This is a genomic window from Gammaproteobacteria bacterium (assembly GCA_041395445.1).
In the GTDB taxonomy this organism is placed as follows: domain Bacteria; phylum Pseudomonadota; class Gammaproteobacteria; order Xanthomonadales; family Marinicellaceae; genus NORP309.
Genome location: JAWLAO010000007.1, coordinates 1 through 24,440 on the forward strand (window position 1 = coordinate 1; position 24,440 = coordinate 24,440).

General features: G+C 38.8%; 20 protein-coding genes. 12 read left to right on the plus strand and 8 right to left on the minus strand.

Annotation, left to right across the window (positions count from 1 at the left end; translation table 11 throughout):
- Positions 1-851: hypothetical protein (locus R3F25_11210; GenBank protein ID MEZ5497373.1), on the plus strand; the 851-nt coding region annotated here is incomplete at its 5' end.
- A 147-nt stretch (positions 852-998) separates the two neighbouring features.
- On the opposite strand, the gene rlmD is transcribed toward R3F25_11210, so the two are convergent.
- Complete coding sequence (gene rlmD / locus R3F25_11215) at positions 999-2,333, minus strand: 23S rRNA (uracil(1939)-C(5))-methyltransferase RlmD (GenBank protein MEZ5497374.1); 1,335 nt, start codon at positions 2,331-2,333, stop codon at positions 999-1,001.
- A gap of 75 nt (positions 2,334-2,408) precedes the next feature.
- Entirely contained in the window at positions 2,409-2,990 is a 582-nt protein-coding gene (locus tag R3F25_11220) for a DUF1318 domain-containing protein (GenBank protein MEZ5497375.1), read from the minus strand.
- A gap of 233 nt (positions 2,991-3,223) precedes the next feature.
- On the opposite strand from R3F25_11220, the gene R3F25_11225 reads away from it, so the two are divergent.
- The gene (locus R3F25_11225; protein MEZ5497376.1) at positions 3,224-3,661 is read left to right on the plus strand and encodes a nuclear transport factor 2 family protein; all 438 of its coding nucleotides are present in this window, start codon (positions 3,224-3,226) and stop codon (positions 3,659-3,661) included.
- Between the two features lie 110 nt (positions 3,662-3,771).
- On the opposite strand, the gene R3F25_11230 is transcribed toward R3F25_11225, so the two are convergent.
- A complete protein-coding gene (locus tag R3F25_11230) occupies positions 3,772-5,427 on the minus strand; it encodes a hypothetical protein (protein MEZ5497377.1) in 1,656 nt (551 codons plus the stop codon).
- A gap of 219 nt (positions 5,428-5,646) precedes the next feature.
- Here R3F25_11230 and R3F25_11235 point away from each other — a divergent pair, with 219 nt between their 5' ends.
- Complete coding sequence (locus R3F25_11235; protein ID MEZ5497378.1) at positions 5,647-7,494, plus strand: tetratricopeptide repeat protein; 1,848 nt, start codon at positions 5,647-5,649, stop codon at positions 7,492-7,494.
- 267 nt (positions 7,495-7,761) lie between these two features.
- Positions 7,762-8,358, plus strand: coding sequence for a hypothetical protein (locus R3F25_11240; GenBank protein MEZ5497379.1), 597 nt, complete (start codon positions 7,762-7,764; stop codon positions 8,356-8,358).
- Positions 8,359-8,632: 274 nt separating this feature from the next.
- Here the strand turns inward: R3F25_11240 and queG are convergent, their stop codons facing one another.
- Both queG and R3F25_11250 read right to left on the minus strand, forming a co-directional pair.
- Positions 8,633-9,586 (minus strand): tRNA epoxyqueuosine(34) reductase QueG, encoded by a 954-nt coding sequence (gene queG, locus R3F25_11245; GenBank protein MEZ5497380.1) that lies wholly within the window; start codon positions 9,584-9,586, stop codon positions 8,633-8,635.
- Positions 9,573-10,553, minus strand: a complete 981-nt coding sequence (locus R3F25_11250; protein MEZ5497381.1) for a serine/threonine protein kinase — start codon at positions 10,551-10,553, stop codon at positions 9,573-9,575. The genes queG and R3F25_11250 overlap by 14 nt, the downstream gene beginning before the upstream one ends.
- 51 nt (positions 10,554-10,604) lie before the next feature.
- On the opposite strand from R3F25_11250, the gene R3F25_11255 reads away from it, so the two are divergent.
- Positions 10,605-11,387 carry a tellurium resistance protein TerC gene (locus tag R3F25_11255; GenBank protein ID MEZ5497382.1) on the plus strand — a complete coding sequence of 261 codons (783 nt, stop codon included), beginning with the start codon at positions 10,605-10,607 and terminating at the stop codon, positions 11,385-11,387.
- Here R3F25_11255 and R3F25_11260 read toward each other — a convergent pair.
- Entirely contained in the window at positions 11,384-12,373 is a 990-nt protein-coding gene (locus R3F25_11260) for an NAD-dependent epimerase/dehydratase family protein (GenBank protein MEZ5497383.1), read from the minus strand. The genes R3F25_11255 and R3F25_11260 overlap by 4 nt on opposite strands.
- 49 nt (positions 12,374-12,422) lie before the next feature.
- Between R3F25_11260 and R3F25_11265 the strand changes: the two genes are divergently transcribed.
- The 6 genes from R3F25_11265 to R3F25_11290 all read left to right on the plus strand — a co-directional run bounded on the left by R3F25_11265 (position 12,423) and on the right by R3F25_11290 (position 19,935).
- Positions 12,423-13,763, plus strand: a complete 1,341-nt coding sequence (locus R3F25_11265) for an MATE family efflux transporter (protein MEZ5497384.1) — start codon at positions 12,423-12,425, stop codon at positions 13,761-13,763.
- A 637-nt stretch (positions 13,764-14,400) separates the two neighbouring features.
- Positions 14,401-14,703 (plus strand): type II toxin-antitoxin system HigB family toxin, encoded by a 303-nt coding sequence (locus tag R3F25_11270; GenBank protein ID MEZ5497385.1) that lies wholly within the window; start codon positions 14,401-14,403, stop codon positions 14,701-14,703.
- A 12-nt stretch (positions 14,704-14,715) separates the two neighbouring features.
- Positions 14,716-15,075 carry a transcriptional regulator gene (locus tag R3F25_11275; GenBank protein ID MEZ5497386.1) on the plus strand — a complete coding sequence of 120 codons (360 nt, stop codon included), beginning with the start codon at positions 14,716-14,718 and terminating at the stop codon, positions 15,073-15,075.
- Between the two features lie 17 nt (positions 15,076-15,092).
- Positions 15,093-15,347, plus strand: a complete 255-nt coding sequence (locus R3F25_11280) for a hypothetical protein (protein MEZ5497387.1) — start codon at positions 15,093-15,095, stop codon at positions 15,345-15,347.
- Between the two features lie 353 nt (positions 15,348-15,700).
- Positions 15,701-18,511, plus strand: a complete 2,811-nt coding sequence (locus tag R3F25_11285; protein ID MEZ5497388.1) for a ribonucleoside-diphosphate reductase subunit alpha — start codon at positions 15,701-15,703, stop codon at positions 18,509-18,511.
- A gap of 254 nt (positions 18,512-18,765) precedes the next feature.
- Positions 18,766-19,935 carry a ribonucleotide-diphosphate reductase subunit beta gene (locus R3F25_11290; protein MEZ5497389.1) on the plus strand — a complete coding sequence of 390 codons (1,170 nt, stop codon included), beginning with the start codon at positions 18,766-18,768 and terminating at the stop codon, positions 19,933-19,935.
- Positions 19,936-20,537: 602 nt separating this feature from the next.
- Here R3F25_11290 and R3F25_11295 read toward each other — a convergent pair.
- Both R3F25_11295 and R3F25_11300 read right to left on the minus strand, forming a co-directional pair.
- Entirely contained in the window at positions 20,538-21,737 is a 1,200-nt protein-coding gene (locus R3F25_11295) for a 2-oxo acid dehydrogenase subunit E2 (protein MEZ5497390.1), read from the minus strand.
- Positions 21,737-23,827, minus strand: a complete 2,091-nt coding sequence (locus R3F25_11300; GenBank protein MEZ5497391.1) for a thiamine pyrophosphate-dependent enzyme — start codon at positions 23,825-23,827, stop codon at positions 21,737-21,739. Before R3F25_11300 ends, R3F25_11295 begins: the two co-directional genes overlap by 1 nt.
- A 141-nt stretch (positions 23,828-23,968) precedes the next feature.
- On the opposite strand from R3F25_11300, the gene R3F25_11305 reads away from it, so the two are divergent.
- Positions 23,969-24,430 (plus strand): Lrp/AsnC family transcriptional regulator, encoded by a 462-nt coding sequence (locus tag R3F25_11305; protein MEZ5497392.1) that lies wholly within the window; start codon positions 23,969-23,971, stop codon positions 24,428-24,430.
- Positions 24,431-24,440 lie beyond the last annotated feature (10 nt).

Consider the following 24,440-nt stretch of genomic DNA (forward strand, 5'->3'; position numbering starts at 1 on the left):
GTCCTGTGGCTCCTTGTGTGGACTGTGAGTCTCTATCAAAACGAACCGAACCTCATAATGGGATGTGGTATAATCCGGATCAATCAGGAAGCGGAATGACTCTTGATGTTCAGGATGGCAAACTGTTTGGCGTGGTTTTTGGATACGATGATGATGGAAAGTCCAGATGGTGGACATTTGTAAACGATTTATCACCTTCTAATGAACCCAATATCATGTGGACACTCAATGCTGATTTGATGCAGTTTGAGAATGGCAATAGTTTCAATAATGATTATATTTTTCCCACTCAAACCAATTATGAGGGACAAATTTCACTCAAGTTCACACAAAAAAATCATGCTCTGTACAGTATCAATGGTGGTGAAGAGCAAAATATCGTGCCAATTATCTTTGGTGTTACAAAAAGCAGAGATTTTCCTGAACAAACATCCTATTTAATTCCAGAGCTAGAGGGAGTTTGGACTTTTGTTTATCAATACAATGAGAGTCATCCAGATGTTCCTCCAGAGCCATATAATATATTTTCAGAAGCGGTAGTAATATCTTCTAAAAATATTGGTGATATCACACAAGATGGTATTATTGATATTGGGTTTTCTGTCAGTAGATATGACTTTTTCCCAAACAGTCACCATATTGGCTTTATTTATTGCTATGTTACTGAAGAAAGTAATGAGGTTGTCGGTCCATCATGTGAGTTTCTGGACACAAGAGGATTGTTGGGAGATATTGAAATCAAACCCGTTTATAAAATGAAACTTGGTGGAATAGGTGCATTTAGATTGTTTGGTGAAGATGTTGGAGGCCATACATTTGAAGGTATAAGAATTAATGCTAAAGACTATTAAAATTGATAATATAAAATATTGTCTCTGAAAACAGCTATGAATGATGAGTTTTCAATACTGCTACAATCATTGTAATACCGATTATAAATGATGTTGGCTCATTTGGTCAGAGCCGACATCATGAAAGTTGAAGAAATTATCAATATCTTATCTTTTAAATAATGCCATGGATTCAACATGTGAGGTGTGGGGAAACATGTCCATCACGCCGGCACTGATGAGTTTAAAACCAAGTTCATTCACCAGATAATCCGTGTCTCTTGCCAGACTTGCGGGATGGCAGGAAACATAAAGCAATGTGTCTGCTTTGGTTCGTGCAATTAATGGCAGTATTTCAAAGGCTCCACTGCGAGGCGGGTCAATCAGAACTTTGGTGTATTCTTTTTGAAACCAGTCAGAACTTTCATGATTTAAACGCAAATCAGCAACGTGAAATTCGATATTTTGCAAATTGTTAATTTTTGAGTTGTGCTCAGCTCTTTCAACCAAAGACTTTTCACCTTCAACACCAACCACTTGTTTCACCTTTGTTGCCAACGGCAATGTAAAGTTGCCTAAACCGCAGAATAAATCCAGAATCACATCGTTTTCAGAGATTTCCAATAATGATAATGCCTGCGCAATCATTTTTTCGTTCATTCTTTTGTTAACCTGAATGAAGTCGCTTGGCAAGAATTCCATCTTTATTTTGTATTCAGGAATTTCAAAAAATAATGGTTCGGACTTTTCCGGATTGTCGGTTAATTCGATGATGGTTTTTGGACCTTTGGATTGCAGGAAAACCCTGACTTTGTGGTTGCTGGAAAAATTCAAAAAGACACTTCTGTCTTTGATTCCAATTGGTTTGAGGTGGCGAAAAATCAAAGCTACATCATTGTCGGCAATAGATGCTTCAACTTGTGCGATATGCTGTTTGATATCCAGCTTTTCAATCATTTCAGCGATGGGTTGCAGCAATTGATCTAATGGTTTTTGCAGAATTTTGCATTCATCCATTTCCGCAACATAACGTCCGTTTTTCTCTCTAAAGCCAACTAAAACCTTATCTTTGGCAATCACCCAACGCACCGATAAACGAGCACGACGGCGATAATGCCATGAGGAGTCGGTTAATGGCGACATCCAGTTTTGTGGTTGAATCTTTGCCATTTTTAACAGATTTTGTTTGAGGGTGTTTTGTTTAAACTCAATCTGTTTGTCCGGATGCAAGTGCATCATACTACATCCATTGCAGAGGTGATAGAACTGACATTCCGGCTCGATTCGATCGGCCGATGGAGTAATAACTTCTGTTGTGATTCCTTCTTCAAAATTTTTATTGCCACCGGTATGTTTGACGACGACTTCTTCACCCGGCAAAGCACCATTGACAAACATTACCTTGCCATTCACGCGAGTAATGCCACGTCCGTCATGGCTGAGATCTTCGATTTTTAGTGTTATAGGTTGTTCGATGAGTTTTCTTTGGCGTCTTCTGGACATTTTCTAAGGCAATAAAAAAAGTGGCATTTTAGCTGAAAACACCACTTTTGTTGATTAAACTTTGTTTAAAATGGCCTATTTCGTTTGCCAAACACCTTCAGCATCCTGATATTTCCAACCGCTGTGTGCTTTTTCTTTCCAAAGTCTGATGAAAACATTGGTGATTTCTTCTTCCCAATCCGCATGACCATTGGCAACTGCCAGTTCACGATAAAGTGCTTTGCGATCACGATTTTCATCAGCAACCAGTTTTTTCAGTTGTTGTCTGTCTTTCAAACCAAGGCTGTCAGTTGCTAAAATATCAATAAATCCTTCATTGGTGAAACCGATTATTGCAGTATCTAAGTAAGCTTGCAGACTTTCATCAAATCGTTGCTTCATGCGATCAGTGATTTCTACAATTGCAGGTGATGAAATATTGATGTTCACTTCGGCGTGAGCGGACGAAATAATCCAGTTTAAAGGATTTAAATCAAAACGATGGCTTTGCGGGTTATTTCCTTGTGTCTCTTCAGAATTCTCATCACCAATAATTTTATTGATGATTTTTTCAGCAGCATCTTCAGCTTCAGCGGCGGGGAAATAAACATTAATCGTGACGCAAGCCGTCATGAATAACAAAATTGATGATAAAACAGGGATTTTTAGCTTTTTCATAAAAGTTTCCAAAAGAAATAATGACTGCTATTATACAACTGAAAAATAAATATTAGCTGAATTAAATGTAGATTGAACAATCTTGTTAAATATTGCAATTGCATTTCTTTGATGAGGCTTTGGAAATAGGATCTCTAAATCTCTGTATTTTGATGTAAAATGTATTTATGATATTCGTATTGGCATTTTTTATTAATCCGTTTAACTCAATAATACCGGAACATACAATAACTATGAAACTATTAAAAATAATAAGTCTCCAGCTTTTTCTGTATTCGCAGTTTGGAGTCGCTCAAGAGACTGCCTACACTGAGCAGGAGCAGGAAGTTCTTAAGGCTCAATCTGACAGAATTTCCGCAATGATTATTGCAGATGTGGAAACATTGAATCTTCTGCTCGCAGAAGATCTCTCGTATGCGCACACAACCGGCTGGACTGAAACAAAGTCCGGGTATCTTGAAACTGTAAAATCCGGAAAAATTGATTATCAAAAGTTTGTTCCAGGAGATATAAAAGTGAGGTTCTATGGAGAAACAGCTGTGTTAACCGGAAAAGTCGATGTCAATTTAGGGAGAACAGACTTTACTATCAGGTTTTTGGAAGTTCAACGAAAGGTGAACGGAATATGGAAGTTAGCCGCCTGGCAATCAGTTTTGAGTAAAGTGGATTAACATAACTAACTGGTAGTAGATATATCTCCGAAACCTTAAATTCTCAAAAAGATATATGAATCTGTTTCTGAGGTTAACTTAAATTTTCCACACTTGTTCTGTTATCTTCATCAGCGATTTTTCCAATAGTTATTACAAGTTTGCAAGGCACCTTTCTTTCTAACACTGTATTTCAAAGCTCTGAATTTATCTACTTTAACACTAAAAGGTGTTGCATTGCCTGTACTGCCTCCGCCTTTCCATGATGCTATTCCCGAAAAACTTCCCTCCACAAAACCGGATTTGCGATCGTTGTCAATTGCCGTGATTTGTATTTGAGCATCATCACTCTCCCAGTATTCTACACACCCCCCGGGACATTCAGGACGATCGACTTTAATAGCGACTGCCTCAAAGGTAGTTTTGAAAGTCCCTGTCGTTTTTGCCGGTATTTCAACATGTGCTTCCCATCCGGTTTTAGGGTCGCTTAAAACCATCAAATTTCCGATCATGCGTGCCGGACCTTCGTGATAACCTGCCATTGGGACACCTGATCCTACTTCGGCTTTAAATCCACAAGGTAAAGGCTGTAATTCCCTGAGTGTGACTTTCATTGTAAAGTCTCTATTTTTAGACAATTTAACATCTTTTGCTACTTCGGCAACAACCACTTCGAAGCTTTCCATGTTTTCATTAACTTGCTGAACAAAGACATTGCGTTGTGGTTGTTGTTGATTCAGTTGCAAGGTTTTATCAACAATAAGGTGTAAATCACTGTCATTACCAACAAATTCAATTCGAACCTCAACAGGTAATTCGGACTGATGAGCTACTGTTAGCATACTTGCGGTAGCTGCAATTTGTTGAACGGAACCATTGAAGTTTTTACTTATCTCCTTTTGGTTTGGTGGTAATTTAAGTTGCCATTGACTGGGTTCACCAAAGGATATGTCAAAATCAATTTTTGCCATATAGAGTGGAAATATCTTATACATACCTCCATGGGGTTTGAGGAAATCATCCACGCCAGCTATACCGGTGTCTTTAGCCAATAATTCATTCTGAAACATTTCATGCAAATAAACTGTTCGGGGGCGTGCCCCCAACTGATTTCCGACGAATATCCAAAAGCCGGCGGTTAAGTAGTTGTCCATTAATTCAAAGGGTTGATCAAGTGGACGAGTATGATTCCCTCTCATGTACAATGCATCCGTATCAGTTTCAATTTCTATTGCATAATCCAACTGTACGGCAACGGCAGTACCTTCACGTATCCACCTGTGTTTTTCATCAAAAGGTAAGTGATACTCACTGGCGTTTTGCACAGCATGAAACAGTTCATGAACACCAACAACTGTTTTTAAATTATCCAGTTTATAATATGGATCATCATGTGTAGAACCCGATGCTCCTACATTAAAGTAATGATTGCTGGTTAACCAAATCAACTCCTCATCGGTATCGTAACGCCCGGTGAAGTCCACGCCCAATTGCGATACTTTTTCATCTGATATGTTCGCAATCCAATGCGTTAATTCAGGTTCTCCCAGTTCGAGGTTACTAAAAGACGCTGGACCTTCAAAACCTAAACCCTTCAGCCATACACTGCCTTTTTTTAATTGACTCGCCAATACCTCATTGGCAGGTTCACAATTGACAGGATCAATGCACTCAACCACCCAGTCGGTGGTTAACCAACGTCCTGCATAGCTGTTGGAAGAGATTAAAGCAATAATCAGCAGCAATAATAACGTGTTGATTTTAAGTTGATGTCTTGGTTGCTGCATATTGAGTTCCCTAGTTTTTATATGAATGTTTAATCAATATAGCATCTTTCTATGTTGTTAACAGTAAATTTTCTACATTCTGTGAGTGTACTTAATCTTTATTGTTTTCTCGGGTGAGTTTTTCTTTTGCAAAGGTCTCTTTTATTAACAAAAATCAAAGTATATATCTTCATGATAAGTTATATTTGAAAATTCGGATGAGAGTGTATAAGCAAATTAATGAAATTTAAGTTACTTGATGCGGTTTTTAAAATCAATGGCGATCAGCTGGAGGTAAACAACCAACCGTATGAGTGTAAAAAGAATACATTAGATACTCTATTGATATTCTTGCAGAGTGACGGAGAAGTTATCAGCAAGGATGATATATTGAGTCAAGTTTGGAAAGATGTGATTGTCAGTGATGCTTCGGTTTTTAAACAGGTTCAATTGGTTAGGGAGATTTTTGTTGATTCAGGGATTCCGCGAGATGTGATTGAAAATGTTTATGGACGTGGTTATAAAATCAAATACACTATTGAAACAACTGATGATATCAACACAACTCATCATAGCTCTTCGCAGTTCAAAAAAACAAAATCAGGAAAGAAATGGTTCGTTGCTATAATAGCATTATTAGTGTTGGCAGTGACCGCCTTTTTTTATATCAAACCGCAGGATAAGCAGGATTTTTTTAACGAAGCAAAGAAAGAATCGCTCAATAAAATGCTAAGAAGTGATTGGGAAGGCGGGCTAAAACATTTTCAGGAATTACTGAAAAATGATACCGATAAGTATTCAAAAAGAGACTTGGCTTTTTTGTATAATAAAATTGGATTAAGTCAATATCACTTGCAAAACTTCAAAGAAAGTAACGAAAATTATCTGAAAGCACTAAAGTTGTATCAAGAAACCAATCGTCCTGAATGGGTTGGACAGATTCATTTGAATCTAGCGACCAATTACGGTTATTTAACCGACGAGCCGGATTTCATTGAGAAAGAGAAATCACATATTTTCTCAGCAATCGAAATTCTTAAAGAGGCCAATGACACAATTAAATTAATAGATGCCAAGATGGTATTGGCAGCATTTTATAAAAAGCATTCAAGCATTAAAGAGTCGATGGATTTGTATGAAGAAATTATCAATGATGCCAAAGATGCCCGAGATAATGTCGGTGAAATGATTGCTATCAATAATCTGGCGGCGACGTATGTGATTGTCAATGATTATGACAAGGCCATTGAGCTGGGACAACAAGGTTTGCAAATGGCTTTAGCAACAGGAACGGGTCGGTATATAGCGAATTCATATAGTTTTTTGAGTGATTTGTACCAAAATCAATATCAAAGTGAAAAAGCACTGGAAATGATTCAACAAGCAATCAAGCATCAACTGGCAAATAATGAATTTTCCTATCTCAGCCCAAAAATTTTCACCTTGGGATTTGTGTTGGTTCAAACTTTTCAGTTTGAAAAGGCAAATGTGCTTTTGGACACTTTATTGAACTATCTGGAGGTCATGAAAAACACAAAAACACAAAGTGTAGCCTATTTGTATAAGGGCATGAATGCAGCTCGCCAAGGTGATTGGAAAAATGCAGAAGATTTTTTCAAACAATCAAGAACCATTGCTCAAAAAGGCAATTTTATTTATAAACAACCACTGAATTTAGCATACTTATCTCTGTCTCTCTATTTCAATCAAAACTACATCCAAGCCATAGAACCGGCAACCGAAGTTGTCAATAATGAAGAAAGCGATGAACAGTCCAAAGCGATTGCGGCACTATCTCTGGCATACACCTATTTTCTGATGGAAAGGCAAGAACTTGCCGATAAATGGTTTTCACAGGCTCAAAACGAACTCAACCCTAAATGGTTGTTTGAGTATAAATTATTTCTACAATTAAAACTCGAACGTCAGCATCAAAGCAATTCGGTATTAATCCCTCAAACCGAACAGGAAATTGCTGACTTGGATTTGCAGATACAGAATTTGTCTCAAATCATCAAAGTTGATGAGGAGATTTATCAGAATTTGTTAAAACAGATTGCGAAAAAGATGACATCAGAGGAAAAATAAAGTTTTGTCATCCACAGGTAAGTACAAAATATTTGGACTCACATCGAAAAAGTTTTAAAACTCCTCATTCTTGCGGTTTGCTTAGTTGAGAGTTAAAGGAATAAGCTGCTTTCCAGTTGTATATTAAATCAGAGTTTGTTTGACTGGTTAATTGAGTTCTCTTAAACTTAACTTAAGAAAAAACGGAGCAAATTATATGATTGAGCGTTTAAATCGTCGTTCCACTTGTTAAGAAATCAATACACTACCTAACACAAAAGTATGTCTATGTCGGAGTATAGTCGAGAAAAAGCCCTTCAGGCTAGAATTAATGAGTTTTTAACTGAGCAATTCGATCTTCCTGCTATCGATTATTACAGCAAGTTGGATATTACCGGCTTTCTGAAGTTTAAGCTGGCGCTATCGGATATCAACAACATACTTACGTTGAAACTTACGAGTGTTTTTGCGGAGATGCTAGGGGCGGCATTGCATTTTGATGCAAAGCAAATGAGTGCAATTCGGAGTCAAATTGACTTAACGAAGCCTAATGCAAACGGATTTGATATTGAACTATCATCACCGTTCTCTGTTGTGGTAGAAGTAAAGTGTGTCATTCCAATCAATCAGGGTGAGGTCTATGGTTCGGCTCAACGAAAGGGGATAGAAAAGGATCTGGATGCACTTAGTAAAGGAAAATCGAAATCTCCAATTGATGTAACAAAAGCACTTAGATTTATGGTGTTTCTCGATATACCAAAAGTGCGTGCTGCAACTAGACATTTTCTCGCATCTTCAGTTGTAGATTCCAGTCTTATAGAAATCGTTAAAAGCACAACAAATTTCGTAGTTGGGAAAATCTATATATGGTTCATTAAGATTTAGACATTACAGATTTATTGTACTGCAATAAAAATTCCAACGAAGGAATAACCTCCCTTAACTCTCACCGAGATATTTTTGAAAAATTTGGAAATAAGTTTGCAAGTGTTTGAACATTGCTTGCAATGTGATTTTTTGCAAACGCCAAATTTAAGAAAATATTGAGGGTAGCCAAAGGCTGAGAGTTTGGGGCGTGCTTTTGAGTTACTTTTACACGAGTAAAAGTAACAAAGAAAAGATGCTGAAATAACGGCACGACTATAGATATAATCTAAAACTATAACTCAGAATTCTTTTTAGCTATTCTCAAATTCCTTTGCCAAGATTCAAAACCAATTCGCCGAATCGGCGAACCTTCGGTATTTTTTAAGAATGTTTTTTCATCCCATGATAACAAATCCTCAATATCAGGTTCATCAAATTGATGTCGGGGCATGAAGTCCAGTGTTTGCGATTCGCAGGTGAACTTGTTCCATGGACAAACCATTTGGCAGTCATCACAGCCGTAAATGCGGTTGCCCATAGCTTCGTGGAACTCTTCCGGAATTTCTCCTTTATTTTCTATGGTGAGGTAAGAAATGCAGCGGCGGGAATCGACTTGAAAAGGTGCGACGATGGCTTTTGTCGGGCAAGCATCAATGCATTTGGTGCAGGTTCCGCAATGAAACGTGGCTTTTTCACTGACAGGCAACGGAATATTTGTGTAAATCTCTCCCAAAAAGAAATAACTCCCTGCTTGTGAATTTATTAAGTTGCTGTGTTTGCCAATCCAGCCTAGACCGGCTTTTTCGGCGATGGCTTTCTCCATCACCGGAGCGGAGTCGGTAAATACCCGATAGTCCATGTCTTGTACTTCAGTTTTGATTTTTTCAGCGAGGAACTTTAGTTTTTTTCGGATAATCTTGTGATAATCTTTGCCCATGGCGTAGCGAGAAATAGCAGCTTTGTTTTTCTGTTTTAAAACCTCTTCATAAGGAACTAAAGATTTGTAAAAATAATCAAACCGCAAGGAAACAACTCGAACTGTTCCCTCGACCAACTCTTGTGGATTGGTTCTTTTGCTTCCATGTTTGTGCATAAAGTCCATGTCCGCATGAAAGCCTTTAGCTATCCAGTTTTTTAAATGTCCTTCCGCTTCCGATAAATCAACGTCAGAAATTCCGACTTGGGAAAAGCCTAGCTCACTTGCCCAGTCCTTTATCTTCTCCAATAAATCGCTATAGAGTCCCATTGTTTTGCTGTAGAGCATCTAATTGATTTCTCAAGTCCTGAATGTGTTGAAGCCAGTAACTGTTTTCATCAAACCATGGAAAAGCAGTTTCAAAAGCCGGGTCGTCCCATCTTCTGGCGAGCCATGCACAATGGTGTAGCATTCTGAGGGTGCGAAGGGATTCAATCATTTTGATTTCGTGATGTGGAAAATCTCGGAATTCGCTATAAGCACTAATGATTTTATGCAGTTGATTTTGTTGTTCATGGGATTCTCCGGATAACAACATCCAAATATCCTGTATTGCAGGAGCCAGACGAGTGTCATCAAAGTCAACCAGAAAAGGAATATCATCCCGCATCAAAATATTGCCGATATGCAAGTCGCCGTGAACTCGAATATTATGAGCGTTTTGCAGTCTGGACTCCATGACTTCCAAGAGTTGTTTGGTTACAGAGTCGTAGGATGATTTATGCTCAAATGGAATAAACTCGTTGCTGATAAATTCAACTGAATATCTACCAAAAGTCTGAATGTCGAGTTTGGGTCGATGTTTAAAGAGTTTCTTCTCGCCAATGTTATGCAATCTTGCCAGCATTCTCGCCATAATTTGCAAGTTATCTTTGTGATCTAATTCAGGAGTATATCCACCTATTTTTGCAAAAAGGGCAAAATAAAACCCTTCATAACAATGAAGACTTTCACCATTTGTGTTTTTTATCGGCATAATGGCGGGAATTTCATGTTCTGCCAGTTCAAAACAGAAATCATGTTCTTCCTGAATTTGTTCCAAACTCCAGCGATTTGGTCTGTAGAATTTAGCGATAATTGATTCTTGCGAATCTTCCACACCAATTTGATAAACACGGTTTTCATAACTGTTTAAAGCGAAAACGCAACCATCGCACTCAAAGCCGTGCTCTTCAACTGCATCCATTATGAGCTCAGGAACCAGTTTTTCAAAAGGGTGTAATTCTGAATTTGTCATGCCAGCATTATAATGTATAATCAGTTTTTTTAAACAAATGTGTGTTTGGGTATGGAATTATTGACGATTGAAAATCTTTTGACTTTAGTGATGCTGATTATGCTTCAGGCCGTTTTGGGTTTTGATAATTTGCTTTATATCTCACTGGAATCTCAAAGAGTGGAAAAGCCGAGGCAGGCTTCATTGCGTCGTTTGGGAATTGGTTTGGCGGTGATTTTACGTTTGATTCTTCTATTCGCTTTGATGAAGTTAGTCGCATATTTTCAAGATCCATTTGCGCATCTCAGTTGGCTTGGTGTGGTTGAAGGAACTTTTAATGTTCACAGCACGATTGTTTTATTCGGTGGTGTCTTTATTATGTACACGGCAATGAAAGAAATCTGGCACATGCTTTCTTTAGAAGATGAAATGCACGAAGAAAAAAAGCCACAGTCATTCAATAAAGTATTGACGATGATTGTGGTGATGAATCTGATATTTTCATTCGATTCCATATTGTCGGCAATGGCATTAACAGATAGTTATATCATAATGGCAACAGCGATTCTTATCAGTGCCGCTTTGATGATTTGGCTGGCAGACAGAGTGGCTGAGTTTTTGCAGAAAAACAGAATGTACGAAGTATTAGGACTTTTTGTGTTGTTTATTGTGGGAATCATGCTGATTACTGAAGGTGGTCATTTGGCTCATTTGAAATTCTTTAATCAAGCGATTGTACCAATGAGTAAAACAACATTCTATTTCGTATTGGGAATATTAGTCATTGTGGAAATTGTCCAAAGTCGTTATGCCAGAAAATTATCAAAATTGAAAATTCAGGAAAAACAGGATTAAATCAACTTTTCTTTAGTTAAAAAATCCAGAGTATCGGTGAGTGTTTCGTCGATGCTTCTGGTTTGATAATGGAGCTCTTTTCGGGCTTTTCTGGCATCACATCCGTACAAATCTGAAATTAATGCAACCGATTCGGGCGTGATGTTGGGTTCTTTGTTGTTGATGCGGGAAATGCTGTTTTTAATATGAGCCAGAGCTTTCAACAGGAAGTTGGGCAACTGAACTTTTGTTGGTTTGACCTCCAGTTTATCTGCAACTGTATGAACAAATTGTTTGAAGTTCATGTCCGTTCCACCCAGTAAATAATTCTCACCTGGTTTACCATGATGAAAAGACTGAATGATTCCTGCAGCAACATCTCTGACATCAACAAAAGAACCGGCTCCATTGGGAATACTGGGTAGCTTGTTTTTTGCAATCATTTGAATCAATCTCGCCCAATTGTGTGTATCGCCGGGTCCGATGATATGTGTCGGATTGATAATAACAGAGTTTAGTTTGTTCTGAGACAGTACATAATTTTCCGCAGCAGTTTTGGTTTTAACGTAGTTAATCCAACTGTCAGCACCTGATTTTGACAGATTCTCAGTGATATTTGTCAGAGTTTTATGGATTCCAAAAACCACAACCGAAGAGATGTGAATGTATTTTTCGACACTCTTTTCCTGAGCCAGTTTTAAAATATTTTTTGTTCCCTCAATATTCGTTTTTGTCTGCATGTCATTGTTTTTAAACCAGGTATTGGTACTGGCAGCGGTATGAAAAACAGCCGTTAAATGTTCCGGAAGGTTATTTGAGAAACTATCAACATCCAGAATATCGCCTTTAATCAGAGTGATTTCTTTGTTAAGTTCGGTTGCTTTCTGTGGATTTCTGCAAAGAGCAAAGACTTGCCAGCCTTGTTCTTGTAATTGATTGCATAGATGAGTTCCCAGAAATCCGGTGGCACCTGTGACGAATGCTGTTTTTGAGATTATAGCTGTCATTTGTTTTTTTTTTCTTTACATTAACTTCATGATTATAAATGATAGCTCCATGCAAGAACAATCAATAAAACATCATATAAAACAAACGATTAAATTATCCACTCCTTTGGTGATTAGTCAAATTACTGTCATGCTGATTGGAGTGGTTGATACCGTCATGTCCGGTCGTCTGGGAACAATTCCGTTGGCGGCAGTTTCCATTGGAGGTGCTATTTGGGCGATTGGAATAATGTTTGTTTTTGGAATTTTGATGGCAACCCCGCCGATGGTTTCAGAATTGGATGGTGCCGGAAAACGAAAAGAAGTTGGTCCATTGGTACGTCAATTGTTATGGTTGGCACTGTTTATAGGAATCATTTTCTTTATTGTTTTAAGGAATTTAACGCCATTATTCAAACTTTTTGGCACCAGACAGGAAGTTATACCTGATGCCATCAACTATTTGTATGCAATATCTTGGGGTATTTTAGTTTTTCCGTTTTTCCTGGTGTTCAGATATGTCGCCGATGGTTTATCTCACACTCGTATTACGATGTATATTAGCTTTTTGGGTTTGTTTTTGAATATTCCGTTCAACTACATTTTAATGTTTGGTAAATTTGGTTTTCCTGCACTTGGAGTTCAAGGTTGCGGATATGCTTCTGCATTGGTCATTCTGATTCAAACTGTTGCTTTTGGCTTGGTTATGTTGAAACACCGATGGTTTCGTGATTTGGAAGTCTTTTCGCACTTTGAAAAAGTGGATAAACAAGTAATTTTTAAGGTTCTGTCGATTGGAGTTCCAATTGGAATTGCGCTTTTTGCTGAAGGTGGTTTTTTTTCCGCTGTGACAATGATAGCATCCAGTCTTTCACCGGACGTGATAGCAGCTCATCAAATCTCACTTAATTTTGCCTCGTTCATGTTTATGATTCCTCTAGGGATGTCAATGGCGATTACTGTTCGGGTTGGGAATGCTGTCGGCAGAAAGTCAGCGATCGAAACAAGAAGAGCCGGTATGATTGGAATTGGTATGATTTTTATCGTTCAGATCATTACAGCGATGACGATTTTTTTGTTTAAAGGGTCGATTGTAGAACTTTATACAGGAGCAGAATCGGTTCAGGTTGTCGCAGTGCAATTATTGCTTTTCGCGGCGGCATTTCAGATTTCTGATGGAGTGCAAGTTGCCGGAGCCGGAGCATTGCGCGGAATTCAAGACACAACATTTTTGATGTATGCAACAACAATTGCTTACTGGGGATTTGGGTTGGCCTGTTCATGGTGGTTTTGTTTTGAACAAAACATGGGCGCTGAAGGTCTTTGGTTGGGTCTGATTTTAGGATTGACTGTTGCTGCGATTTTAAATTTTGGGCGTTTCTATTTCAAAACAAAAATAGATGAAAGTTAGAGCCAAATTTGCCCATATCACGCGAGAAAAATCAGCTAACCTGTTGATTGCATTTTGAATTGACAGCTATTTAAAAAAATGCCAAAAATTGATTCAAAAAAGCACATTAAATTAATAGTTCTTTATCTTCAATTTCAACTTGATTTAGTCCAATTTTATCATTAAGATAAAAGCGGATTGAGCCGAAATTACTGGCTTTATCTCACGAACTGAAACTTGTGTAGCAGGTATTAAAAAAACCTGCAAGCTGATCGTTCAAATAAGCTTACAGGTTTTAGATTTTTTTTAAAAATTGGCTATGAACCAACTGGATTTAGAATAAAAGCACAGCTTTGTTTTGTCAAGATAAGATGTCATAAATAGATCTATTTTCTGGCTCTGGTGGACTTTCAGTTGGTTTCATGGCTATCCATAAAGGTGAAACAAATGGAAGAAAAAAAAGCAAAGTCCTTCAGGGACTATATTTTCATCTTAGGTCAGTCCATTGACTGGATGATAAGATTATTTAGGTTGCATCAGATACTTAAATAGCAATGGTGATCGAGACTGTATTTTTAAAGTCTCGATCACTAAACCCTCAAAATTATAAAAACAAATACCCCTTGCATTAGTCCCGATACGGGACTATAATCACCGTATGAGAATAATTGCACTATCCACACTTAAGTATTTTTGGGAAAATGCTCCTGAATATTTGGATGCCAAGAAACAGACATTAGCTTGGTATAGATTTGTAAAAAAAGCTGACTGGTCGGTACCGGCTGATGTTAAAGCTGACTTTGGCAATGCCAGTATTCTTAAAGATAGCAGGGTGGTATTCAATATTGCCGGCAACAAATATCGTTTAGTAGTGAAGATTAATTACCCCTATGGTGTGGTATATATTCGTTTCATTGGTACACACGCTCAATATGATGCAATAGACGTACAAAGTATTTAGAGAATAGAGATTATGAATATTAAACCAATAAAAAATGAAAGTGATTATCGGGAAACTCTTAAAGAGATTGACAAATTAATGATGGCAGAAAAGGATACGCCAGATGGTGATATGCTAGACATCCTGGTTACGTTGGTTGAGGCTTATGAAGCACAGAATTACAGTCTTGAGTTGCCTGATCCAATTGAAGCTATCCGATTTGAAATGGAGCGACAAAATTTAAGTGTTAAAGACCTCGTTCCTATGATTGGAAAATCAAACAGAGTGTATGAAATACTGAATAAGAAAAGATCTCTTACGCTCCCCATGATTCGCAATCTTCACAATAGTTTAGGAATACCGGCTGAGTCTTTGATTAGTGCAACTAAATAATAGAGAGGAGAGACCTAATGTTTGAAATCATTCAATTACCCATAGCAGTTGCCGGAGCCGGAGCATTACGCGGAATTCAAGACACAACATTTTTGATGTATGCAACAACAATTGCTTATTGGGGTTTTGGGTTGGCCTGTTCGTGGTGGTTTTGTTTTGAAAAAAATATGGGTGCTGAAGGTCTTTGGTTGGGTCTGATTTTGGGATTGACGGTTGCGGCGATTTTGAATTTTGGGCGTTTCTATTTCCAAACTAAAATAGATGAAAGTTAGAGCCAAATTTGCCCATATCACATGAGAAAAATTTGCTAACTTATTGATTGCATTTTGAATTGATAGCTATGTAAAAAAATGTCAAAAATTGATTCAAAAAGGCACATTAAATTAATCGTTCTTTATCTTCAATTTCAGCTTGATTTAGTCCAATTTTATCATTATGATAGAAGCGGATTGAGCGAAAACTTTTCTATAAAATAATAATAAAAAAACAGTTTTGAAATGGTGAGAGATTCATCGCTGTTTTTTATTTTTGAAAGTTTTTGTGATAAGAATGGGTCAATACAAACGCTTCCGGAGTCAAAATGCAAAATACTGAAACACATGGGTCAGATACACCAAAAAATCAAATGATTGAAGACAAAAAATCTGTACAAAATGATGTAAAAACATCAGCACCGGGAGAATACAGAGTCATTCGTAGAAATGGGATGATTACCGGTTTTGATAAGTCCAAGATTTCAGTCGCAATGACAAAAGCATTTTTGGCGGTCGAAGGTGGTCAGGCAGCTGCTTCACGCAGAATCAGGGAAATTGTTGAAAAACTGACTGAAGATGTGGTTCGTGGTTTATTCAGAAACCTAGATGACGGCGGAACCATTCATATCGAAGATATTCAGGATCAGGTTGAATTAGCATTGATGCGAGCCGGTGAACACAAGGTCGCCCGTGATTATGTTTTGTATCGTGCCAAACAAGCCGAGAAAAGAGAAAAAAATAAAGCCAAATCCAAGAAAAAATCAACCGGTCCTGCAATTCATGTTATAGGTAATGATGGTGAGAAAAAACTTCTTGATGCCGGTCGTTTGGAAGTCATTATTTCAGAATCTGTTGAAGGACTTGCCGGCGTTGATAAAGAATTGATTCTGAAAGATGCTTATCGCAATATTTTTGATGGTATCGCTGAAAAGGACTTGAGTTCGGCAATCATCATGAGTGCCAGACAACACATCGAGAAAGACCCGAATTATTCACGAGTTGCAGCCAGATTGTTGCTAGACAGCCTTAGAAAAGAGGCATTATCTTTTCTTTATGGGGAAGAAAGAGAAGCGACTCAATCACAAATGGTTGAACTTTATCCGTCCAGCTTTAAAAAATACATTCACAAAGCGGTTGAATTGGAATTATTGTCGCCTGAATTGACTAATTATGATTTAGATAAACTCGGTCAGGCTATCAAACCGGAACGAGATTTGAATTTCACCTATTTGGGTTTTCAAACTCTGTATGACAGATATTTTATTCATAGTGGCAAAAATCGTATCGAGCTTCCGCAAAGTTTCTTTATGCGCGTGTCCATGGGACTGGCAATCAACGAAGTTGACAGAGAAGAACGCGCCATTGAGTTCTACAACTTGCTGAGTTCGTTTGATTTTATGAGCTCAACGCCGACTTTGTTTAACTCGGGAACTTTACGTCCACAGCTATCAAGCTGTTATCTGACAACTGTTCCTGATGATTTGAAAGGAATATTCAGTGCGATTACCGATGATGCTTTATTGTCTAAATATGCCGGTGGCTTAGGAAATGACTGGTCACGGGTTCGTGGTTTAGGGGCTCGTATTAAAGGTACAAACGGCGAATCGCAAGGGGTTGTGCCATTCCTTAAAGTGGCGAATGACACAGCAGTTGCTGTTAATCAAGGCGGAAAACGCAAAGGTGCTATGTGTGCTTATTTGGAAAGCTGGCACATTGACATCGAAGAGTTTCTGGATTTACGTAAAAACACCGGTGATGATCGTCGCAGAACTCATGATATGAATACAGCCAACTGGATTCCGGATTTGTTTATGGAAAGAGTGGCGGAAGAAAAAAGCTGGACATTGTTTTCGCCGGAAGAAGTTCCGGAACTGCATGATTTATACGGTCAGAAATTCCGTGAAAAGTACGAAGAGTATGAGCAAAAAGCTCAAGCCGGAGGAGTTACAAATTTCCGAGTGATTCAGGCGAAAGACTTATGGCGTAAAATGTTGGGAATGCTGTTTGAAACTGGTCATCCTTGGTTGACTTTCAAAGACCCTTGTAACATTCGTTCGCCACAGCAACACATGGGTGTGGTTCACAGTTCCAATCTCTGTACTGAAATTACATTAAATACTTCAGATGATGAAATAGCAGTTTGTAACTTAGGTTCTGTCAATTTGCCACATCACACAACTGAAAACGGAATTGACTATGAAAAGCTGGAAAAAACCGTAACAACAGCCATGCGTATGTTGGACAATGTGATTGATTACAACTTCTACAGCGTGCCACAGGCGAGACGTTCCAATTTGAGACACAGACCGGTTGGAATTGGTTTGATGGGTTTTCAGGATGCATTGTACAAACAACAACTAGCCTACACATCAGAACAGGCGATTCAATTTGCTGATGAATCAATGGAAGCAGTTTCATATTATGCTTTATCCGCATCCAGTGATTTGGCAGCAGAAAGAGGAACTTATCCCAGTTATGAAGGTTCATTGTGGTCGCAAGGAATCTTACCGATTGATTCCATAGATATGCTGGAAAAAGAAAGAGGACATTTTATTCAAATGGATAAATCCTCGACAATGGACTGGGATCAATTGCGCAAGAAAATTAAAAAACAAGGAATGCGTAATTCCAACACCATGGCGATTGCACCAACCGCGACCATTTCCAATATTTCCGGTGTTTCGCAATCAATCGAACCGATTTATCAGAACTTATTTGTTAAATCGAATTTATCCGGTGAATTTACCATTGTGAACCCATATTTGGTTCAGGACTTCAAGGATTTGGATATCTGGGATGATGTGATGATTAATGATTTGAAATATTTTGACGGTAGCGTGCAGAAAATTGACCGGGTACCGGATCATTTGAAACAGAAATATGCCACAGCTTTTGAAGTGGATGCGGGTTGGTTGATTGAAGCGGCTTCGCGCAGACAAAAATGGATTGATCAGGCACAATCATTAAACATCTATATGAAAGAGCCGTCAGGCAAGAAATTGGATGCCATTTATAAACTGGCATGGGTGAGAGGACTCAAAACCACTTATTATCTGCGTTCGCTGGGTGCAACTCAGGCAGAGAAAAGTGTCGATGAGAGAGGGGACAAGCAACAACAACTCGGATCGGTCGCACCGGCAGCGTGCTCGATATTGGATCCGGACTGTGAAGCCTGTCAATAGAGAGACCTATGTCTCGATTCGTATGACATGAAAAACATGACACTAAAACAGCATCATTGCGTTATAAATCTTGTTAATAATTGATTATTAACTGCGATTTAAGCCTTAGTCTGCTGCTCTATCGTCAGTTTTGTCAAAGTCATAGAATCGAACATAGCTCTCAAAATTTAAATTTTAAAAAATAAATACTATTACTATTCGGTAGCCTCTGATATGATGCTACGGATGTTTTGGCAACTTCGTGGGAGTGATAAATGTATAATTGGGATGATCCTTTAGGTCTTGGCAAAAAAGAAACCAAAGAACAGAAACAGGAAGTCAAAGCTGCTGAAAAGTTTGAATCTAAGCAGCAAAAAGAGAAACAACAACCGGTGGTTAATCACACTCCTGAAAACAAGGAGATTAATGCCCGTGTTGCGGTTGAACCTGTTCATGCCGAAGACAAAAGAGTCATCAATGGTCAAACTGACATCAACCAGTTAGCTCCTTTCAAATATCCTTGGGCTTGGAAATACTTCCTGAATGCCAACAAAAATCACTGGACACCGCTGGATATCAACATGACTAGCGATGTTCATGACTTTCATCACAAACTCAATGATGATGAACGCCATGTTTACACCAATGTTTTATCCTATCTGACAACCTCCGATGTCCTCGCTATGCGTAATATCGGCTTGGCGGTAATGGAAAAAATGTCAGCTCCTGAGTTGCAAATTTATCAGGCAAGACAGGTTTATGAAGAAGCCTTACATACCTGGACTTACCAACATTGCATCGAAACCATTGGTTTGGATCAAGGTGAAATCTATAATCGCTATCGCGTTGTCCCTGAAATCAACAAAAAAATTCAAATCGCCAATCGCAGACTGGATTCTGTTTTGCGTGTTGATATGGATTTAAGTAAAAAAGAAAACCTCCATGAATTTGTTATGGCCTATATTTTCTTTGCGGCCATTTTTGAAGGATGCTGGTTTTACAATGGCTTTTCACCTATATTCTCGCTACAAAGACGCGGTTTGATGAAAGGCACAGCCGAACAACTGCAATACATCATGCGTGATGAAGTCATGCATGCCAGTTTCGGAATTCGCGTGGTGAAACAAATCTTCGCCGAAAACGACATCACCCTCGATCCGAAAGAAGTCAAAGACATGTGGGAAGAAGCCGAAGCCGCCGAAATGGGTTATGCCAAATACATTTTGCGTCGTCCGATTTTAGGCTACTCTGCATCCGATCACAGTGAGCAATTCCGCTATATCGCTAACAGAAGAGCCAGAAGCCTTGGTCTGGAAGAACCATTCCCGGGAGCTGAATCACCACTCAACTGGTTGGACGAACAAGCTAACTTACGGAAAGAAAAGAACTTTTTTGAAACTAGAGTCACAGAGTACCAAACCGGCGGAGCATTAAGCTGGGATTGATGTTTGTCGTGAATTGCCAACAAGATTGGGATTTTTGCTAATGCGCAAATTTAAACAAAAAAAAGCCTGCCGAGAAGCAGGCTTTTTTGTATGGCTCTAAAATCAATGACTCCGACCCTATTGAATAAAACAGATGCCCAAGACATTGATACCTGGGAATCCTGGTCGATTAAATTTTATAAAGCCATCACCCGATACAATTAAAAATTTTCAAAACTTAACTGCTTTTGGAATGACTTTTGAAGTAACTGTTGCTGGTGGAGCAATATATTCTTATTTTGAAGAATTTTATTTTAAGTGATAAATGAGGTAAATATGAAAATCATCATTACAGTTTTTCTATTTCTATTTGTAGCTATCTGTTTTATTTCAATAAAATATAATAGCAATAAATTTAATTTAACCAAACGAAAAAAGTACCTAAACTTGGTTCTATTTCTCGTTATATTATCGACGGTTGTACCTTTTTTTATAACTTATAAGATTTTACCTGAGTCATTAAATCATCCACTAAATGGGTTGCTTTCTTTGATTGTAATCATTTTTGGATGGACATTGATTCCAAAGGGAAGATAAATCAATGGAGTCAGAGTCATTGATTATTATTTCCAATTCTCCAAAGTCTCTACAAAAACGCTTAAAAACTGATTGCATTGATGTGCATCGAGAACGCGATGATCGATGGTGAGTGTGACATAGCACATCGGTTTAATGGTGATAACATCTTCACCGGCTACTTCTTTGACAATCACTCTTTTTTCCATTTTGCCGATTCCAAGAATTGCGGATTGAGGTTGATTGATAATGATTGGTGTCGCAATTAATGAGCCACTGACGCCGTGATTGGAGATGGTGAATGTACCGTCTTGCACATCACTTGGTTTGAGTTTATTATTCCGAGCTTTATCAGTCATTTCAGTGAGGTTTCTTGAAATTATCAATAAGTCTTTGTTTTCACAGTTTTTTATGACTGGAACAATGAGTCCTTTATCTTCAAGGGCTGTTCCAATACCAATGTTGATATGATTAAAAATCTCGATGCTGTCTTTATGCAATTGTGAGTTGATTAACGGTTGTTGTTTGATTGCGGCAACAGATGCGGCGATGAAATAACTGGTGAATGTCAGATTTGCACCTTGTTGTTTAAAACTTTCCTTGTTGGCTTTTCGATGGGCGATAATGGATGACATATCCAGATTAAAAACTGAAGTGACATGAGGTGCAGTGTGAAGCAAACTTTCGACCATGTGGTCAGCAATGCTTTTGCGCATGTTGCTGATTGGAATATGCTTACTGGGTTTTAAATCGTTTTGATACTGAGGGTTTTTCAAATAAGCCTCAATATCCCGACTGGTGATCCGACCGTCTTTTCCTGTGCCTCTGACCAAATTCAAATCAATTGGATGTTGGCTGAGCAAACGACGGACAGAGGGGCTGATAAATAGGGATTTTTGAGAATAATCGAGCTTGTTATTTGATTCAATTGGCTCATCATTGATTGGTTGTTTTTCGGCAATTGACTCAATCGGAGTTTTTGGAGATGAGCTGGTTGCGGTGGTATTGTTTTGATCAATAATTCCTAAAATAGTTGAACCGGAGACCTCGTCACCGGAGTTGAGTTTGATTTCAACCAGCTTGCCAGTCGCCGGTGCGATGATTTCCATCATCACTTTGTCGGTTTCAATTTCCACGATGGGTTCATTCGCGGTCACAACATCACCAACCTGATAAAGCCATTGGCTGACCGTTGCTTTCGTGCCTTCGCGTTGCTCTTCACTGAGCGTAATGTTTACATTTGACATCAGGCTTGATCCAGATTTTTGATGGCTTGATGAATTTTCTCCGCTGTGGGAACAGCAGCGTTCATCAATCCGGGTTCGTGCGGATTGGCAATATCGGGCATTGTCAGTCTTTCAATCGGAGCATCCAGATAGTAAAAAGCCTCTTTTGCTAAAATTGCAGCAATTTCTGCACCGAAACCGGCTGATAAATTGTCTTCATGAACAATCAAAATACGATTGGTCTTTTTGACCGATTCAATCACCATCTCTTTATCCCAAGGCTTAATAGTACGCAGGTCAATCAAATCGACACCCAGTTTGGAATCTAAAACCGCTTGATGGCAACGTGAAACCATTCCTCCCCAAGTCACCAGTGTGAGGCGATCACCTTCGGTGATTTTCTTGCCTTTGCCAAACGGAATAATGTATTGATCTCCGGGATATTCACGGCGTGCCCAGATATCATCGAGCATTCGACGATGTTCAAAGAATATGGTCGGGTTGTTATCACGCAACGCATAGCGTAACAAGCCAACAGCATCTTCGGCATTGGATGGCATGGCAACTTGCCAACCGATTGCATGAACCCATTTGGCCTCGGCAGTTTGAGAATGCCAAGGATCGCCGCAACCGAAATATCCACCCGCCATCCGAACCACCATTGGTGCGGCGAAGCGATTGTTGGTTCTCCAACGCATGGAGCCAATATCGTTGAGTTGTTCTTCGGCCGGATCGGCATATTTGCGGAACTGAATTTCTGGTACGGGAAGTAATCCGGCAAGTGACATGCCAAGTGAGCGACCGATGATGCCTTCCTCAGATAAACTCGTGTCGAATACACGTTGCTTGCCGTATTTTTCCTGTAGCCCCAATGTCACCGCATGAACACCGCCTTTGGCTCCGACATCTTCGCCAAAAACAGACATTCTTTTGTTGTGTTGTAGTTCAAAATCAAGTGTTTTGCGAATCGCTGTCACCATGTTAATTCGACCCGGTTGAGCAATCACTTCCTGAGATGATGGGGGAAATAGGGGTTTGGAAAGATGAATTCCACCTTGTTTTTGCAAAATCATTTCGCCATTTTCGTCATATTCGCAGAACACATTTTTTGTGATATTATCAGGATTGGCAAAAGGCTTATTATCAGCTTTGATAAAGGCTTTATTGACGGTACTTTTGGCATTTTTTTGAATCTCATGCCATTTTTCTTCGGTTAATATCGAATTGGCCAGCAGGAATTTCTTCAACTTTGGAAGCGGATCATGTTGTTGTTCAAAGGTGATTCTTTGTGATGATTTATAGGCTTGAGTATCCTGTGCCGAGTGTCCGTTGAGTCGGGGAACTGTTAATCGCAATAAGACCGGTTTTCTTTCGTAACGAACAATAGAATGAGCCTGTGCGACCAATTCGCTGGCTTGTTGCGGATTGGTTCCATCACCACTGATAATGGTTAATCCTTTGAAACTTGCCAAATTGGCAGCAATATTTCCACCCGGAGTTTGAAATTCTGAAGGAACAGAAATTCCATAGCCATTGTCTTCAATATAAAAAAGCTGAGGAAGCTGTTGGGTGGTTGCTATTGTGAGTGCCGACCAAAAACCATTGGTTGCCACCGAACCATCACCACCTAAAACCAAACCGATGGCATCTTTCCAACGATTATCTTTTAAAACTTCAGTATGATATTTTGCAGCCTGAGCCCAACCCGAAACCGGAGTGTATTGAGCGCCAACTGCACCTGACATAGGAAAAATACAAGCACCGTCTGTTTTTGGATTATTGAAAACAACGCCAATATCACGACCATCTGAAAAACCACCTAGTTTCATCATTGATGCTTCTAATGCTTGTTGAGGTGGCAGTCCCATCGCCAAAAGCAAAGGTCGCGATCGGTAATAACCGGAAACCGCATCTCGTTGACCAATAATACACTGTCCGAGAATAATCTGTGCCAAATCATGTCCGCGTGCGGAAAATTGATAAAGAACCTTTTTGTTCTTAACTAAGGTGTATTCTTCCAGATCGTCCAGTTCTCTGGAGATAAAAAGTTTGAAAGCGATTTCTTCCCAGTTGAATTCAAATTTGGCTTCAATATTTTCTGCGGTATTCATGATGGTTTGGTAATTATTATAGACCTGATACATTATGCGATAGTTTTGCTGAAATGTGCTTGCTAAATAAACTCAAAATTTATACTATTAGGCAATAAAAAAGTAATATATGGTATAAATAAGAAATTAAATTTTAAAATTATGGATTTGCACGATATAAAAATTCTACAAGAGATTCAAAAAAATGGTCGTGTCAGTAACAAAGAACTTGCTGAGAAAGTAAATTTGTCACCGGCTCCATGCTGGCGCAGGATGAGTGCCTTAGAGGAACAAGGCGTGATAAAAAGCTATACAGCTTTACTCAATCACGAGAAAATTGGTTTGACAATCACCGCTTTTGCTCATGTGAGTCTGGAAAATCATCACACCGATACGGTGAGATCATTTGATAAGGCAATTTCTGAATGGGCTGAAATTCAAGAGTGTCATGCGACATCAGGATCCTATGACTATTTGCTGAAAATTGTCACGGTTGATATGAAAGCCTATAACAATTTTATGTATGAGAAATTACTTCGGCTGAAAGCGATACGTTCAGTCAATACCAGTTTCTCCATGATGCAGAAAAAGGTATCGACTGAATTGCCATTATCACATTTGTGATCAGATTGGT